We start from the raw sequence: 15,793 nt of genomic DNA on the forward strand, positions 1-15,793 counted from the left end.
CCCAACTGGCTGCCTAATCTACAAAGGCAGCCGGACGGCTGCATGTCAAGGAAGGCGACATGGACGAGGTCTTCAAGGCGCTGGCCGACTCTAGTCGCCGCCGGTTGCTCGACGACCTGAACGCCCGCAACGGGCAGACCCTGCGCGAGCTGTGCGCGGGGCTGGAGATGGCGCGGCAGTCGGTCAGCAAGCACCTGGCCGTACTGGAGGCGGCCAATCTGGTGACCACTGTGTGGCGTGGCCGCGAGAAGTTGCACTACGTGAACGCGGAGCCGATCAACGCGATCGCCGAGCGCTGGATCGACCGGTACCACCAGGGCCGGGTCGCCGCGCTCGCCGATCTGAAGCAGGCATTGGAGCAGGAACCCATGGGTACCAACGAATTCGTCTACACCAGCTACATCAAGACGACGCCGGAGCGGCTGTGGCGGGCGCTGACCGACCCGGTCTTCACGAAGCAGTACTGGGGCTGTGAGTTCACTTCGGACTGGAAGCCCGGGTCGACGATGGCCTGGGAGCAGCTCGGCGTGAAGCTGGAGGACTCCGAGCAGGTCGTGCTTGAGTCCGATCCGTACCGGCGGCTGTCCTACACGTGGCATACCTTCACCCCGGAGTTCGCCAAGTCCGTGGGGCTCGACGACGACGTGTCGGCGAAGCTCCAGGCCGAGTCGCGGTCGAAGGTGACGTTCGACCTCGAGCCGGTCGGTGACACGGTGAAGCTGACCGTGGTGCACGACGGTTTCGACGAGGGCAGCACGGCGCTGGAGATGGTCAAGGGCGGCTGGCCGTCGATCCTGTCGAGCCTCAAGACCCTGCTCGAGACCGGCGAACCGCTGCCCGAACCCGCGTAAGTGGGTCGACGCCGTCGATCTCATCAGGCAGTATCCGCGGCGTGCCCCTGGAGATCGCTTGCGACGAGTCCGGGTCCGAGGGCGAGAAACTGATCGGCGGGCAGACCGACGTGTTCGCGCACGCGGGGGTCCGGCTGAGTATCGAGGACGCCGCGGCCTGCCTGGTCGAGTTGCGGCGCAGGATCCGTTCGCCGGCGGTCGAGTACAAGGCCAACCACCTGCTCCGCACGAAGCACCGGCGGGTCCTCGAAGGGTTCCTCGGCCCGTCGGGTCCGGTCCGCGGACGTGCGCATGTGTATCTCGTGGACAAGAAACTGTTGCTGGCGAACGAACTCCGCGCGCTCGTCGGCCCGGACCTCGCACCGGACGACGAACTCCTGGCCGCGTTCAACGACGTGCTGCGGACCAGGAACCGGCGGGATCCGGCGGCAGGATCGTTCTTCGCCTTGGCCGGCGACACGCCGCGACTGCGGGCGAAGGTGGCCGGGTTGCGTGAGGCCAAGGTCCTCGATCCGCTGGTCCCCGCGATCCTCCGTGCCGTCGGACGCTGGAGCGAGGACGGCGAGCCGGTCTTCCTCGTCCACGACGAACAGCCGTCGCTCAAGGGGGAACGGCTCGCCGAAATCGAGGCGAGTCCGGGTCTGGCCGGGCTGAAGTTCGTGGACTCGCGGACCGATCCGCGGGTGCAGGTCGCCGATTTCCTGGTCGGTGTCGCCCGGCGGATCGCCGAGGACGAACTGAACGGGAACGGTGACGCGGTATTGACGGAACTCCTCGCGCCGTATATCGACTCGGCGTCCCTCTGGAACTGATTCACTCCTTGGTACGCCGAATCGCTCAGGTGGCCGTTGCCCCGCGTGCCGGGCGGCTGGAAATGTCGAGTCGTATTCGACACCCCGTCCGGGAGGCACTCGCAGATGCAGGCTTTCACCTTGCCCGAGTTCTACGTGCCGCATCCGGCGCGGATAAACCCGCACTTGGAAGCGGCGCGGGCGCACAGTATGGCGTGGGCCAGGAAAATGGGCATGCTCGATTCGCCCGCCCCATCCGGCGACGTCGTCTGGACCGAGCAGGCGCTGGCGAAAATGGATTACGCGCTGCTCTGCGCACACACTCATCCGGACTGTGACGGCCCGTCCCTCGATCTGGTCACGGACTGGTACGTCTGGGTGTTCTTCTTCGACGACGATTTCCTCGCGCAATTCAAATACACCCGGAACACCGAAGGCGCCAAGGCCTATTTGGACCGGCTGGAACTGTTCATGACCGGGCCGGGGGAAACGCCGCCGGAACCGGAGAATCCCGCCGAAGCCGGACTCAAAGACCTTTGGGCGCGCACCATCCCGTCGATGACGGAAGCCTGGCGGCGGCGTTTCGTCACCAGTACGCACAACCTGATGGTCGAATCGCTCTGGGAACTGGACAACATCGACCGCGGCCGTATCGCGAACCCCATCGAGTACATCCAGATGCGCCGCCGCGTCGGCGGGGCGCCGTGGTCGGCCAACCTGATCGAGTACGCGGTCGGCGCCGAAGTGCCGGACAAGGTCGCGGCGACCAGGCCGCTGGAGGTTCTGCGCGACACTTTCGCCGACGCCGTCCACCTGCGTAACGACCTCTTCTCCTACCAGCGCGAAGTCCGCGAGGAAGGTGAGAACTCCAACGCGGTCCTCGTCTTCGAGAAGTTCCTCGACTGCTCGACGCAGGAGGCCGCCGAACTCACCAACGACCTGCTGACCTCGCGGTTGCAGCAGTTCGAGAACACCGCGCTCGTCGAGATGCCCGCGCTGCTGGCCGAACACGACGTCCCGCTGCCGGAACAGATCCGGATCGGCCTGTACGTCAAGGGTTTGCAGGACTGGCAGTCCGGCGGCCACGAATGGCACGCGAAATCGAGCCGGTACATGAACGAGGGCCCCGTCTCCGGCGCGAACGGCCCGACGGGGCTCGGCACCGAGTCGCTGCGGCTCTCGCCGAACCGGCTGGGCCTTGTCCAGCGGACGCGGCAGCAGGCGCCCGCGCCGTTCGCGCCGGTCGGACACCTGCCGCTGCCCGAATTCCGCATGCCGTACCCGATCTGCACCAGCCCGCATCTCGCCGCCGCGCGCGAGTACGCCCCGACCTGGGCGCGGGCGATGGGCATGTTCGACCCGGCGCACGGCGCGGTCTGGGACGAGCGCCGGTTCCGCGGCTTCGACTTCCCGCACTGCGCGGCGATGATCCACGCCGACGCGGACTTCGAACGGCTGAAACTGTCGTCGGATTGGCTCGCTTGGGGCACTTACGGCGACGACTACTTCCCGCTGATCTTCGGGATGCGGCGGGACCCCGTCGCGGCGAAGCTGTGCAGCGACCGGCTCTCCCTGTTCATGCCGCTCGACGGTGAGCCGGTGCCAGGGCCGACGAATCCGGTCGAACTCGGGCTCGCCGACCTGTGGAACCGCACCGCGGGACCGCTGAGCCCTGCCGCGCGGGCGGAGTTCCGGCGGGCGGTCGAGAGCATGACCGCGAGCTGGGTCTGGGAGGTGGCGAACCAGGCGCAGAACCGGATCCCCGATCCGGTCGACTACGTGGAGATGCGGCGGCGGACGTTCGGTTCGGACCTGACGAAGAGTCTCGCCCTCCTCGAACTCGGCGATGTCGTGACGCCGGAGATCTTCCAGAACCGGATCCTGCACGAACTCGACACCGCGGCGCAGGATTACGCGGCGTTCACCAACGACCTGTTCTCGTACCAGAAGGAGATCGAATACGAGGGCGAGGTGCACAACCTGGTCCATGTCGTCGAGCGATTCCTCGACGTGGACCGGTTCCAGGCCAGGGACTACGCCGCCAAGCTGATGAACGCGCGGATGGAGCAGTTCGAGCAGCTCGCCGACGAGGGTCTGCCGCGGATGTGCGACGACCTCGGGCTCGACGACGAGGCCCGCGCCGCGTTGATCGGATACGCCGACTACATGAAGTACTGGATGTCGGGAATCCTGGAATGGCACCGGAAATGCGTGCGGTACATGCCGCACGAGCTGGAACGCGCCCGCACTCCCGAGCCGCCGGTGTTCTCGCTCGAACCGAGTGGGATCGGCTTGTCGGCCTGGCGGATCGGGAGCGGGGCGCACTGAGGCTTCAGCTGAGGTGTGCGCTTCGAGGGCGGTGCCGGTCACCGGTCGCGCTGCTGGACCGTGTCCCGGTGATCGCCAGAATCCGGAAGGGGGGGTGTGTGGAAATAGGGACACTCAACGTCCCTATTTCCACACACCCCTTCCGACGCCACCTTTGCCCTACCCCTCAATAACCCTCTTTGCCACTCGCGACCCCTCGCGAAACCGTGCAAATTGCCTAAATCGGGCAATTTTATCGCACGGATTGTCCTTTGTGGACGCTCGCGGGGCGGCCGACTCCCCGGTGAACATGTCGCGAAAGCCACTTTCGGGACATCTGATGTCCCGAAAGTGGCTTTCGCGCCACGGTCGCGCGAAAGGCTCGCGACGGTGCGTTGACCCCTAGAACGCGGTCAGGATGATCCGCGCGGTGCGCGGGTCGCCGTCGTGCACCAGCGACTCGAAGTGCCCGACGTCGTCGAAGGCGAATCCGTACGCCTTCCCGTCGACCATCTGCTCGTGGACGATCCGCGAGTAGTGGTCGGTGATGGGCTGCTTGTAGAACTGGCCCGCGTCGTAGGTCGGCTGCGTGTGCAGGGAACCGAGGGTCGACCGGTGCAGCGCCGCGCACAGCGTCCGCGCGATCGGGCCGACGACCTGGTCGTTCGGCGCCTGCAACCGGCCGTCGCAGTTGAAGACGTCACGGGTGCTCGGCTTGCTGAACGACGCCACCGTCGCGCCCGAGGTGTTCGTGAACCGCATGACGTCGTCCCCGCCGGTGCGGCCGGTGAACTTCTTGCCGGGTTCGGCCTCGAACGGGACCACGGTCAGCGGCGTCGACTTGTAGGTGTTCCAGGCGTTCGTGACGTAACCGTCGAGGTAGGTCCCGCTGAACTTGCCGGAGTCGAGACCCTTGCCGGGCGCGAGGACCCGCAGCCGGTTGTGGGCCAGGTTGGAGAACCCGGACTGGCCCTGGATGGCGTTGAAGATGTTCTCGCGGCCGCCCGGCTTGAGGCGTCCGGCCTCCTTGTTCGCGCCGGCGCCGTTGGTCAGCCCGACCGCGTGCGGGACGCTGAACATGTCGACCTGCGAGCTGTTGATGAACAGTCCGCCGTTGTCGTAGGTGAACTCGCTCCAGTCGAACAGGATGTCCCGGTTCGGGTCGCCATCCGCCCACGGCGCCGGCTGCACCAGCCCGTCCGGGGTCAGGAAGAACTTGATCTTCTGCCCGAAGGACATGTACACGCGGCCCGAGAGCATCCGCGGGATCTTGATCGTCGTCGAGCCGCCGTTGCCGGGGCCCGTGATCGCGACGTCCGGCGCGGGGCTCGGCGGGTTCGCGCCGGGCGGCCACGGGGTGAAGGCGCCGCCGGCGTCGACGTAGCCGAGCTTGCCGGTGTTGAGGTTCGTGCCGAGCACGTAGAGGTAGACCGCGTCCGAGCGGTTCGAATCGTTGGTGACGGTCAGCGGCAGCGGATCGGGGCCCGCGGCGACCGCAGTGGGCGCCGAAAGCGCCGAAACGCCGGTGACCAGGGGGAGAGCGACCGCCAACGCGGTCAAGACGCGCCGGATCTTCTGACGGATGCGCACAGTTCACTCCTCGGCTGAATCCCGCCGCGCGAACGCTGGACGCGGCGGTGCTTGCGGATGTCGGCCGGGGGCGCGTTCCCGGCCTTGGCTGGACCTTGGCGAGGGGTCTCAGCACGGAAAGTTACGTCGCGAGTACCAACATGTCTAGACCATCAGTGGGAACCTGTCCGGTTTCACGCCGAGGCGGACAATTGTCGCCGACTTCTCCTCGATTGAGGTGGCCGGATTCCTCGACTACGGTTGTCCGCGTTGCGTCCTGGACCCCGGCGACAGAGTTTCTCTCGGCCGTGGGGAGCAGGGCATGAGTGACGACGTTTTCGAGGTGCGAAGAACCGGCGAGGGTGAGACGTGGATTTCCCCCGCGGGCTGGGACGACCTCGCCAAGTCCGCGGCGGGCGGTGAGGTCCACGCCATGGACGACCTCATGGCCGCCCTCGCGCCCTGGGCGCGGCAGTACGCCGAAACCCGGCTCAGCGGCCGCGATCTGACCTATCTCGAACCGGCCGACGTCGCACAGGAAATCTGTCTCGCCGTCTTCGTCGCGGTTCCCGGTTACGGACTGCGCGGCGGTTCCTTCCTGTTTCTCCTGCGCGCCATCGCGGCGAACAAGGTCGCCGACGTCTTCCGGAAGGCGGCACGGAACAAGCAGGTACCGACCGGTGAACTCCCGGAGCGTCCCGGCGTCGCCGCGGAGGAACCGGAAGAGCGCGCCCTGCGGGACGACCTCGGGGTCCGGCTCGGCAGGCTGCTGCGGATGCTGCCGGTCTCCCACCGGGAAGTGCTGGGAATGCGGGTGATCGGCCAGCTGACGTCGAACGAGACCGCCGCGGCGCTCGGCACGACCTCGTCACGTGTGCGGGTGACCAAACACCGGGCGATCAGCAGGCTGCGTGCCTGCGCTCAGCGCCAGGACGCCTTGAGCTGAATACGGATCAACAGCCGGAAAAGCGGATTCTCCCGCTTGGTCCGGGTTTCGAGAATGCGAACGCACATGGCCCCTCCAGAGCTCGCCGTCGGCGCCGTCGCCGAGGGCCTGAGCCACGAACGCTTGTTTCCAACCCTAGGCGCGGATGGGGAAGCCGGAACCGGCTGAACGGACGATTGGTGTTCTCCCGAGGCGGAAGCGGTGCGGAACGATACCGATTCGGCGCTTGTTCGCACTCGATTGATACCTAGACTGGATAGGTGTTCTCCTTGGAGCAGCTGGTGAGTTTCGTCGCGGTGGCCGAGGAGCTGCACTACGGCCGTGCGGCGGAGCGGCTTTCGATGACCCAGCCGCCGCTGAGCAGGCGGATCCAGTTGCTGGAGCGTGAACTGGGGGTCGAGCTCTTCGACCGTACGCACCGCACGGTCCGGCTGACACCCGCCGGACGGGTTTTTCTCGCCGAGGCAAGGAAAATACTGCGCTCGTCGCAAGAGGCGACGCTGTACGTCCGCCGGGCGAAGAAGGGGGAGGCCGGGGTCGTCACCCTCGGTTTCACCGCCACCGCGGCGTATTCGTACCTCGAACGCGTGCTCGCCGCGGCGAACGCCGAATTGCCGGGAGTCGATCTGGTGCTGCGGGAAATGGTGACGGCGGCGCAGGTGGAGGAATTGCTGGCGGGCGGGATCGACCTCGGCATGATCCGGCCGCCGGTCACCGGCGGCGACATCGTGACCCTGCCGTTGTGGCGGGAACCGTTGCTGGCGGCCCTGTCGTCGGCGCATCCTTTGGCGCGGCGCAAGAAAAATCCCGATATCCGCGATTTCGACGGCGAGCCGTTCATCATGTACTCGCCGTCGGAGAGCCGGTATTTCCACGACGTGCTCGTGGCGGTGTTCCGCGCGGCGCGGGTGCTGCCGGAGTACACGCAGTACCCCAGTCAGGTGCATACGGTGCTCGCACTGGTCAAGGCGGGACTTGGCGTCGCCTTGGTGCCCGCCGCGGCGGCCGCGCTGCGGTTCGAGGGCGTCGTGCTCCGTCCGGTGGACGGCATCGAGGGCCGTCCGGTGGAACTCGAACTGATGTGGCGGCGGGGCAACGACAATCCGTCGCTCGGCGCGTTGCTCACCGTCATCGGCGGTCTGGTGCGGCGGTCCCGCCCGTCCACTGTGGACTGACTGGCCGGTGGTCCTTGTCGCGAAAGCCACTTTCGCGGCGTCTGATGTCCCGAAAGTGGCTTTCGCGACACTCACGACGTGGACGGCTCTGGCCAGGCGTCGCCCCATTCGGCGTCGCGGGCCGCGCGGTAGGCCTGGCCGTGCCGCTTGGTGACGATCGTTTCGGTGAGCCCGGCTTCGGCGCATAGGGACAGGCTGACCATGCCCTTGCGTTTGACCGGATGCCGCAGGATCCGGCCCTCGGCGCGCTCCGGAGTCGTGCGTGAGGCGACGACGTAGGAGAACTTCTCGTCCTCGAAGCCGAGCGTCCCGGACTTGAGCTGGCGATGCAGGCCGGTGCGCGGGAGGCGGGCGGAGAAATGGCACCAGTCCTTACCTCGCGGGATGGGGCAGGCGCCTTCGTGCGGGCAGGGCGCGACCAGGGAGAGGCCGAGTTCGACGAGCTGATCCCTGGCCTCGACGATCCGTTCGTAGCCCGCGGGGGTGCCGGGTTCGATCAGCACCAGCATCCCGGCCTTCGCCGAAAGCCAGCGGACGGTGTCGGCCCGTCGCGCTTCGGGCAGTTCGCCGAGGACGTAGGAAAGGGTCACCAGGTCGGCGTCCGGCGCGGGCGCGGCCGGGTCGATCAGGCCGCGTCGCCAGGTCGAGCCGCGGACGGCCTTGCCACCGGCGTTCCCCGCGAGCCGCCGTCCCAGCGCGATCGCGCCCGGGACCTGCTCGACGACGGTGCTCTCCTCCAACGACGACCAGACGTCGGCCGCCGCCCAGATCGCTGCACCGGTGCCGCCGCCGACGTCGATCTGGGTGCGCGGAGCGAACCCGGGAGCGCGGAGGGCGGCTTCGGCGAGGACAGCGTGTACGGCCGCGTAGGTGGCTGGCATCCGGTAGCCCGCGTACGCCGCGATGTCGACCTCAGAGGAGAGGATGGGCGCGCTCGCGGGGTTGTTCTCGCGGTAGCGCGCGGAGAGCCGTTCGACGGACTGCGTCAGCCTGGTCTGCGGGTACTTGCCCAGCTCTGCGTCGAGGGCTGAGCTGAGGTCTGAAGGGAGAGCGGCCACGGCGGGTGATTGTTCCATGTGTGGTTGACCTGCGGTTTCGTGGCTGCTCGAATACTCGCGGAAAAAGTTTCGGGGACCGTGTCGAAACCCGAGGTGCCCGATCGACGCGTAGATGTGGCAGGGACGAGCCCCGCCGGGAACGGAGACGCGAGATGCGGTTCATGGTGATTGTCAAGAGCGACGAGAAGACCGACGTGGCCGGTGCTCAGCCGAGTGCCGAGGAGTTGCAGGAGATGGGGAAGTTCAACGAGGAGCTGGTGAAGGCCGGCGTCATGCTCGCGGGTGAAGGACTGCTCCCCAGCGCCGACGGTTTCCGTATCCAGTACTCCGGCACCACCGAGGCCAGGGTCGTCGACGGTCCCTTCGCCGAGAGCAAGGAACTCATCGCGGGTTTCTGGATCCTCCAGGTCAAGGACCGGGCCGAGGTCGTCGAATGGATGAAGCGCGCTCCGTTCCGTGAGGGCGAGATCGAGATCCGGCGGATCGCCGAGATGGAGGATTTCGACAACGCCACCCCCGAGATCGTCGAGCACGAGCAGAAGCTGCGGGAGCAGGCAGAGGCGAACTAGGCCGCGTCCTGCAAGTCTGTTCGATGGGCTTCGTGATCCAGGTGGTTCCTGACGGTGCGGGCGGATCGGCCTCGTACCGGGTTGTACTCGGGCGCATCCGCTCGTGCCGTCAGGGGCCGCCTGGGCGCGAAGACCGCGAACAAGACTTGCAGGACACGGCCCAGGGTTGCGGTCGTCGCGCCGACGATGTTGATTGGTCGGCGTGACGGCAACAGCAGACCCCCGGTCGGCGATCGACGCGGTGTGGCGGATCGAATCGGCCCGCCTCATCGCCGGTCTCGCGCGGATGACGCGCGACGTCGGCCTCGCGGAGGAACTGGCGCAGGACGCGCTGGTCGCCGCGCTCGAACAGTGGCCTGAGTCGGGCGTCCCGAGGAATCCGGGCGCCTGGCTCATGACCACGGCGAAACGCCGCGCCGTCGACACCTTCCGGCGCAACGAGCGGTACGAGCGGAAACTCGGCGAGATCGGCCGCGAGCAGGAGTTCGAGGAGGAGCCCGACTTCACCTCGGGCCTCGACGACCACATCGAGGACGATCTGCTGAGGCTGGTGTTCACCGCCTGCCACCCGGTGCTCTCGACCGAGGCCAGGGTGGCGCTGACGCTGAAGATGATCGGCGGGCTCCAGACGCACGAGATCGCGCGGGCGTTCCTCGCCAAGGAAACCGCCATCGCGCAGCGGATCGTCCGGGCGAAGAAGACGCTCGGCGACGCCAAGGTGCCGTTCGAGGTGCCCGAGGGCGAGGATCGGGTCGCGCGGCTTTCGTCCGTGCTCGAAGTGATCTACCTGATCTTCAACGAGGGCTATTCGGCGACGGCGGGCGAGGACTGGATGCGGCCGGGGTTGTGCGAGGAGGCGCTGCGGCTCGGCCGGATCCTCGCCGGGCTCATGCCGAAGGAACCCGAGGTGCACGGGCTCGTCTCGCTGATGGAGATCCAGGCTTCACGGTCCGCCGCGCGTGTCGGGCCGAACGGTGAGCCGGTTCTGCTGATGGACCAGGACCGGGCCAAGTGGAACCGGCTCCTGATCGGCCGCGGCCTCGCCGCGCTGGACCTGGCCGAGTCGCTCGCGGGCGGCGCTTTCGGCGTCTACGCGGCCCAGGCCGCCATCGCCGCCTGTCACGCGCGGGCGCGGACAGGCGAGGAGACCGACTGGGGGCGCATCGCGGTCCTGTACGAAGGGCTCGGGAAGCTGAACCCGTCGCCGGTGATCGAGCTGAACCGGGCGGTGGCGCTGTCGATGGCCGTCGGGCCGGAGGCGGGGCTCGAGGTCGTCGACAAACTGACGTCGGAGCCCGCGCTGAAGTCGTATCACCTGCTGCCGAGCGTGCGCGGCGACTTCCTGGCGAAGCTCGGCCGTCTCGACGAGGCCCGTGCGGAGTTCGAACGCGCGGCCGAGATGACCGGGAACGACCGGGAGCGCACCCTGCTGTTGAACCGGGCGGCCGACTGCGCCCCCTGATCCCTTCGCAATTAGTCACCTACTTGCGCCGGATACCGGCCGGTACGCACGGCATCGAACGCAAGTAGGTGCCGAGTTGCGGTGGTACGCAGCACGAACCACCGCGAGTAGGTGCCGAGTTGCGGTGGTCAGGCGGGGGCGGGGCGCAGGGCGGTCATGGCGCGGTGCTGGCCCAGCCGGACGGCCTGGACGGAGCAGCCGAGCACCAGCGCGGTGTCGTCGGCGGAAAGCCCGACGAGCGACCGCAGCACCATGATCTCGCGCTGCTGCCCCGGCAGCCCCGAAAGCGGGTTCGGCAGTTCGGCGGCGGTCCGGTGGAAGTCGTCGACGTGGCCGCGCGTGACGTCGTACGCGAACGCGAGGAGCGCGGGCACGTCACTGGCGCCGGCGACGATCGCGAGGCAACAGTTCTTCGCGACCGCGTCGGCGGTGTCGTAGGTTCCCGCCCGTCGTCCGATCCGCGCCCGGCAGTAGCGCACCACCAGGACGTGGACGGCGTCCCTGAGTGTCGAGGCTGTCTCCATCCGCATCGGCTCCCTCTCCCACCTTTCAGATGAGCACGGCGGAGGGGGAGGGAGGTACGGTCTTTTTGCCTACATCGGGGGTTCAGGCCTCGATGAACACGATCCGCTCGGGTTCGATCGTCAGGTTCACGGTCTGTCGCTTCACGCTCACTAAGGTCTCGAATTCCGTGGCGTGCCCGTCCGGGACGGTGAACAGCCGGTCGTTGCGGGAATCGAGGAAGTCGGAGAACCCGGTCAAGGAGACCCCGCCGCTTTCGTCGAGCGCGAGGTAGTCGACGAGCCGCCGGAACAGTTTCGGCAGGATCACCAGATCGTCGGCCAGTTGCCGCCGCGAGGAGAGCTTGAACCCGGAGTTCGTGACGTCGTGCGGCCACAGCCCGCGCCCGTCTTGGCGTGCCTTGCCCGCGGCTTCGGCCAAGGCGTCACGGAGATCGGGGTAAAGCAGTGAATAGAACGTCGGGTAGGCGAGTCCGTCCGCGACCTGCCGGTGGTTCGCGGAGTTCTTCAGCGTTTTGACGTCGAGATGGACCTTGGAAAGGTCCGCCGACCTTCCCGGCCGTTGTCCGGGAAAGGCGAACGCCACCGCTCGTCCGTATTTGTCCGCGAATCGCGTCAGTATGTGACCCGGTACCTTGATCGGGGTCGAGGAAGTGACCCTTCCCCGTTCGTCGCGTTCGACGGTTTTGAAGCCGAGGGCCTTCAGCAGGTTCGCCGCGGCGGCGTCGGCGAATTCCGCGGGCTGGTGCCACATCCCGCCGGTTCCCCTGGCCTGGTAATGCGTTTCGAGCGCGTCGATCGCGTCGAGCCGCAACTGCATCCCGCCCCGGGAATTGAGCCGGACCTTCAGTCCCGCCTTCTTGGTCGCCTGGGGGTCTTCGGGATAGAACCGCACCGAATCGCCGTCCGGAGAGGCTCCGACAAGCTGGAACGTACCTTTGATCAGCGTCATGGGCATGAGGACAACGGTAGTTCTCATTCGGATGAACGAACCATCCGTTCATCCATCCAGAGCAGTCGCCGGTAAAGATCAGATGACCATTGTGGACATTCTCGGGGATCTTCAAATGATTGGTGCGAAATGATCACTTCGGGGATGCTGGCGGCATGGCCGACTTCCCGTACCGCTGGCGTGACCCGGTCACCGACGACGAACTGTCCGATCTCGTCCGTTCGCACGGTGGCGAGCCCGTGCCGGGCTGATCCGGCTCACGGGCCAGGGATCATGAAGCTCAGCACGGTCGCCTGAAGCAGCGAGATCACCCCGACCGCGGCGGTCAGCACGACCGACCACAGGAACGTCTGCCGCAGCAGCGCGCCTTCCTTCCCGGACTGTCCGATCGCGGTGGCGCCGATGGACAGATTCTGCGGCGAGATCATCTTGCCCATCACGCCGCCGGAGGTGTTCGTGGCGCCGGCGAGGATCGGGTCGACACCCAGTTGCTGCGCCGAAATCACCTGCATCGGCCCGAAGAGACTGTTCGTCGACGCGTCCGAGCCGGTGAGGAAGACGCCGAGCCAGCCGATGTAGGCGGAGAACAACGGGAACAGCACGCCGGTGGTCGCCAGCGCGAGGCCGAGGGTCTGCGTCGCACCCGAGTAGTTCATGACGAACGCGATCGCGAGGATCATGAAGATCGTCGCCAGCGCCCACCGCATCTGATGCAGTGTCCGGCGGTAGGTCGCCAGCAGCAGACCGGGTTTCGCGCCCATCGCGAAACCCGCCACGATCGCCGCGATCAAAGCCACGGTTCCCGGTGAATAGAGGAAATCGACGGTCAGCGTCGCCGCGTACGGCGTGTCCTTCGGCGTGATCGGCGCGTGCTGGACGACCTCCTTGTGCAGTCCAGGCCAGGCGAACACCCAGTCGGCCTTGTGCAGCAACGCGGTCAGGTCCAGCCACGGCGGCAGGTTCTTGAAGATCGTGCCGATGCGGGAAAGGAAGATCGCCGCGATCAGGACGATGTACGGCGCCCACGCGTACAGCGCGCCGCGTTCGGCCTTCGCCGCGCCGAGACTCGCTCCTGCCGTCACCGGTTCTTCGCCGTCGAAACGCCAAACCGCCGACGGCTGCCAGAACCGCGTCAGGATCCACAGTGAAGCCATCGCGGCCAATGCGGCGACGACGTCGACGAGGCTGGGGCTGATGAAGTTCGAGGTGACGAACTGCATGACCGCGAACGACAGACCCGCCGTCAGCACGGCCGGCCAGACCTCGACCATCCGCTTCCAGCCCGCGAGAACCACGATCAGGAAACCGGGGACGATCAGCGCCAGAAAGGGCAGCTGGCGCCCGACCATCGACGAGAACAGTTCCGTCGCCTGTTCCTGTTTCATATCGAGGATCGGCGCGGTCAGCCTGCCCAGCACGATCAGCGGGTTGCCGAGGCCGCCGAACGCGACCGGCGCGGTGTTCGCCAGCAGCGCGAGCACGACCGCCTTCACCGGCGGGAAGCCGAGCGCGGCCATCATCGCCGCGGTGATCGCGATCGGTGACCCGCCGCCCGCGATCCCTTCCAGCAGCGCCCCGAACCCGAACGCGATCAACAGCGCCTGGAGGCGGCGGTCTTCGCTGAACCCGGCGAGGACCGCCTTGATGCTGTCGAACCGTCCGGTCGCGACGGTGACGTTGTGGAAGTACACGGCGTGGAACGCGATCCAGGCCACCGACCACACCCCGAACACGAGGCCCATGGCCGCGGAGTCGAAGGCGAGCCCGGCGGGCATGCGGTACACCAGCACCGCGACCAGCAGCGCGGTGATCAGCGCCAGCGCCGCCGAAAGATGCGCCGATCGGCGCAGGACGCCCAGCGTCACCAGGAGCACGATGATCGGCAACGCCGCCAGCGCGGCGGACAGCCACAGCCCGCCCGCCGGCTGGTAGTCCTGGAGCCAGCCCACCTCAGCCCCGTTGTGCCCGCACGTAACCCAGCCGGAGCGACAGGGCGGCGGCCGTGCCCGCCACGGTCGCGCCGAGTTCGTCGGTCCGGCGGAGCACGCGGCCGGCCGGGCCCGCGATGCTGATCGCCGCGATCGGCCGTCCGGTGTGGTCGCGGACGGCGGCGGCCACGCAGCCGACGTCGGGCTCGTTCTCGACCTCGTCCACGGCCCAGCCGCGACGGCTCGTCCTGGCCAGGTCGTCGAGCAGCCGGGCCGGGTCGTTGATCGTCTTGAGCGTGAGGCTGTCGAGTTTCATCCGGCGGATGCGTTCGACGCGGTCCTGTTCGGGCAGCGCCGCCAGCCACGCCTTGCCGAGCGACGTCGCGTGCTGCGGACGGCGGGTGCCGAGGCGGCAGGCCAGGGTGACGGCGTTGGCGCTGCGTTCGGTGGCGACGTAGACCATCGTGTCGTTGTCCGGGACGGCGAGGTACGTCGTCTCCCCGCTCCGTTCGGCGAGCGACGCGAGATACCGCGGCGCGCAGCGGTGGAGATCGGTCGCCGCCATCGCGCGGGCGCCGAGTTCGACCAGCCGGGTACCGAGCCGCACGCGGCCGGTGGCGCGATCGGCTTCGAGGTATTCGAGGTTCTTGAGGGTGCCGACGATGCGGTAGGCGGCGCTCCGGGAGAGACCCAGTTGCCTGGCGATCGCGTTGGTGGAAATCTCCTGGTTCTGGCCGACGTGCTCGAGAACCGCTAGTCCGCGCTCGAGTGTGCCACTGGAATCCAGGCCCCGTGGTGTGCCCACTTCGCCCTCCGTTGGACCGGGGTACCGATGGCCGGTACCTGTTGCCGCTAAGCGGATTCGGACGTTAACAGCTCGGTCCAACGTTGGGAAGGTTTCTTAACAAACTGTCGACCGGACAAGTTTTCCCAGCTCGGGGGCTTCCCGTCAAGATCACCGGTTTGGACCAATCCCTTCGTCGGTTCCGATTCGGCGTATGACTTCAAGGGTCATTTTTCTGTTCACGGATATGAAAGAACCCTCGCCGGAAAATCGCGGCGAGGGTTCGGCTCGGAGTCCGTTTCTAACGCACCGAGAGGTTCGCGACCGCTCGGACGACCGCCGTGCAGCGGTCTTCGACGTAGTCCAAACCGCCTTCTTCGGCGATCCGGCGGGACTCGGCGGAGACGATTCCCTGCTGCAACCAGAGCGCCTTCGCACCGATCGCGACGGCCTGTTCGGCGATCGGCGGAGTGTCCGCGGCCGGACGGAAGACGTCGACGAGGTCGACGGGCTCCGGAATGTCGGTGAGCGAGCGGTAGGCCTTCTCGCCCAGCAGCTCGTCGGCCGAAGGATGGACGGGGATGATCCGGAACCCGTGTGCCTGCAACACGGCGGCGACCCCGTGCGAGGCCTTGGCCGGATCGCGGCTCAGCCCCACGACGGCGATCGTCTTCGATCCGGCGAGGATCTCGGTGGCGCGATCGGTCATACCGGTTTCAACCACGCCGGGCGCGCGGGAATTCCTGGAGGGCCTTCCTCGCACGGACCCGGAACACTCACCGGTAGCACCACTGGTCCCACCAGTCACAACGATGGCACGTGAAGGCCTCCTTCCCTCGGCTCAGCCGAGGAAACGCGGCCTTCACGCCTTCCCAAGTAC

14 protein-coding genes are annotated in these 15,793 nt (G+C 67.3%); 7 read left to right on the plus strand and 7 right to left on the minus strand.

The genetic code is table 11. The annotated features are described in order from the left end of the window. Positions 1-59 precede the first annotated feature (59 nt). The 3 genes from ACLARN_RS28790 to ACLARN_RS28800 all read left to right on the plus strand — a co-directional run bounded on the left by ACLARN_RS28790 (position 60) and on the right by ACLARN_RS28800 (position 3,970). Positions 60-851: an ArsR/SmtB family transcription factor gene (locus ACLARN_RS28790; protein ID WP_409494602.1), complete on the plus strand. Its 792-nt coding sequence runs from the start codon at positions 60-62 to the stop codon at positions 849-851. Positions 852-892: 41 nt separating this feature from the next. Continuing rightward, positions 893-1,663 (plus strand): DUF3800 domain-containing protein, encoded by a 771-nt coding sequence (locus ACLARN_RS28795; protein ID WP_409494603.1) that lies wholly within the window; start codon positions 893-895, stop codon positions 1,661-1,663. A 105-nt stretch (positions 1,664-1,768) separates the two neighbouring features. Beyond that, the gene (locus ACLARN_RS28800; protein ID WP_409494604.1) at positions 1,769-3,970 is read left to right on the plus strand and encodes a terpene synthase family protein; all 2,202 of its coding nucleotides are present in this window, start codon (positions 1,769-1,771) and stop codon (positions 3,968-3,970) included. A 381-nt stretch (positions 3,971-4,351) separates the two neighbouring features. Here ACLARN_RS28800 and ACLARN_RS28805 read toward each other — a convergent pair whose 3' ends face one another. Continuing rightward, positions 4,352-5,539 carry a beta-1,3-glucanase family protein gene (locus ACLARN_RS28805; protein ID WP_409494605.1) on the minus strand — a complete coding sequence of 396 codons (1,188 nt, stop codon included), beginning with the start codon at positions 5,537-5,539 and terminating at the stop codon, positions 4,352-4,354. 301 nt (positions 5,540-5,840) lie between these two features. Here ACLARN_RS28805 and ACLARN_RS28810 point away from each other — a divergent pair, with 301 nt between their 5' ends. Further along, positions 5,841-6,464: a sigma-70 family RNA polymerase sigma factor gene (locus ACLARN_RS28810; RefSeq protein WP_409494606.1), complete on the plus strand. Its 624-nt coding sequence runs from the start codon at positions 5,841-5,843 to the stop codon at positions 6,462-6,464. 260 nt (positions 6,465-6,724) lie between these two features. Then, a complete protein-coding gene (locus ACLARN_RS28815; protein WP_409494607.1) occupies positions 6,725-7,639 on the plus strand; it encodes a LysR family transcriptional regulator in 915 nt (304 codons plus the stop codon). Positions 7,640-7,710: 71 nt separating this feature from the next. Here ACLARN_RS28815 and ACLARN_RS28820 read toward each other — a convergent pair whose 3' ends face one another. After that, positions 7,711-8,715: a small ribosomal subunit Rsm22 family protein gene (locus tag ACLARN_RS28820; protein WP_409494608.1), complete on the minus strand. Its 1,005-nt coding sequence runs from the start codon at positions 8,713-8,715 to the stop codon at positions 7,711-7,713. A 134-nt stretch (positions 8,716-8,849) separates the two neighbouring features. Here ACLARN_RS28820 and ACLARN_RS28825 point away from each other — a divergent pair, with 134 nt between their 5' ends. Then, positions 8,850-9,266, plus strand: a complete 417-nt coding sequence (locus ACLARN_RS28825; protein ID WP_409494609.1) for a YciI family protein — start codon at positions 8,850-8,852, stop codon at positions 9,264-9,266. A 193-nt stretch (positions 9,267-9,459) separates the two neighbouring features. Continuing rightward, positions 9,460-10,728, plus strand: a complete 1,269-nt coding sequence (locus ACLARN_RS28830; protein ID WP_409494610.1) for an RNA polymerase sigma factor — start codon at positions 9,460-9,462, stop codon at positions 10,726-10,728. A gap of 128 nt (positions 10,729-10,856) precedes the next feature. Here ACLARN_RS28830 and ACLARN_RS28835 read toward each other — a convergent pair whose 3' ends face one another. The 5 genes from ACLARN_RS28835 to ACLARN_RS28855 all read right to left on the minus strand — a co-directional run bounded on the left by ACLARN_RS28835 (position 10,857) and on the right by ACLARN_RS28855 (position 15,622). Further along, positions 10,857-11,258, minus strand: a complete 402-nt coding sequence (locus tag ACLARN_RS28835; protein WP_409494611.1) for a sigma factor-like helix-turn-helix DNA-binding protein — start codon at positions 11,256-11,258, stop codon at positions 10,857-10,859. 76 nt (positions 11,259-11,334) lie between these two features. Then, entirely contained in the window at positions 11,335-12,207 is an 873-nt protein-coding gene (locus ACLARN_RS28840) for a nuclease (protein WP_409494612.1), read from the minus strand. Between the two features lie 251 nt (positions 12,208-12,458). Then, the gene (locus ACLARN_RS28845) at positions 12,459-14,150 is read right to left on the minus strand and encodes an L-lactate permease (RefSeq protein ID WP_409494613.1); all 1,692 of its coding nucleotides are present in this window, start codon (positions 14,148-14,150) and stop codon (positions 12,459-12,461) included. Position 14,151: 1 nt separating this feature from the next. After that, positions 14,152-14,934, minus strand: coding sequence for an IclR family transcriptional regulator (locus ACLARN_RS28850; protein ID WP_101610986.1), 783 nt, complete (start codon positions 14,932-14,934; stop codon positions 14,152-14,154). Between the two features lie 280 nt (positions 14,935-15,214). Beyond that, positions 15,215-15,622 carry a CoA-binding protein gene (locus tag ACLARN_RS28855; protein WP_409494614.1) on the minus strand — a complete coding sequence of 136 codons (408 nt, stop codon included), beginning with the start codon at positions 15,620-15,622 and terminating at the stop codon, positions 15,215-15,217. Positions 15,623-15,793 lie beyond the last annotated feature (171 nt).

This window comes from Amycolatopsis sp. cmx-11-12 (genome assembly GCF_046269425.1).
GTDB lineage: Bacteria > Actinomycetota > Actinomycetes > Mycobacteriales > Pseudonocardiaceae > Amycolatopsis.

What these genes read in the sequence shown, in the direction of transcription:
- ACLARN_RS28790 (WP_409494602.1), top strand. Translation starts at nt 60, where the DNA reads ATGGACGAGGTCTTCAAGGCGCTGGCCGACTCTAGTCGCCGCCGGTTG.
- ACLARN_RS28800 (WP_409494604.1), top strand. Translation starts at nt 1,769, where the DNA reads ATGCAGGCTTTCACCTTGCCCGAGTTCTACGTGCCGCATCCGGCGCGG.
- ACLARN_RS28810 (WP_409494606.1), top strand. Translation starts at nt 5,841, where the DNA reads ATGAGTGACGACGTTTTCGAGGTGCGAAGAACCGGCGAGGGTGAGACG.
- ACLARN_RS28820 (WP_409494608.1), bottom strand. Translation starts at nt 8,715, where the DNA reads ATGGAACAATCACCCGCCGTGGCCGCTCTCCCTTCAGACCTCAGCTCA.
- ACLARN_RS28825 (WP_409494609.1), top strand. Translation starts at nt 8,850, where the DNA reads ATGCGGTTCATGGTGATTGTCAAGAGCGACGAGAAGACCGACGTGGCC.
- ACLARN_RS28835 (WP_409494611.1), bottom strand. Translation starts at nt 11,258, where the DNA reads ATGCGGATGGAGACAGCCTCGACACTCAGGGACGCCGTCCACGTCCTG.
- ACLARN_RS28840 (WP_409494612.1), bottom strand. Translation starts at nt 12,207, where the DNA reads ATGCCCATGACGCTGATCAAAGGTACGTTCCAGCTTGTCGGAGCCTCT.
- ACLARN_RS28855 (WP_409494614.1), bottom strand. Translation starts at nt 15,622, where the DNA reads ATGACCGATCGCGCCACCGAGATCCTCGCCGGATCGAAGACGATCGCC.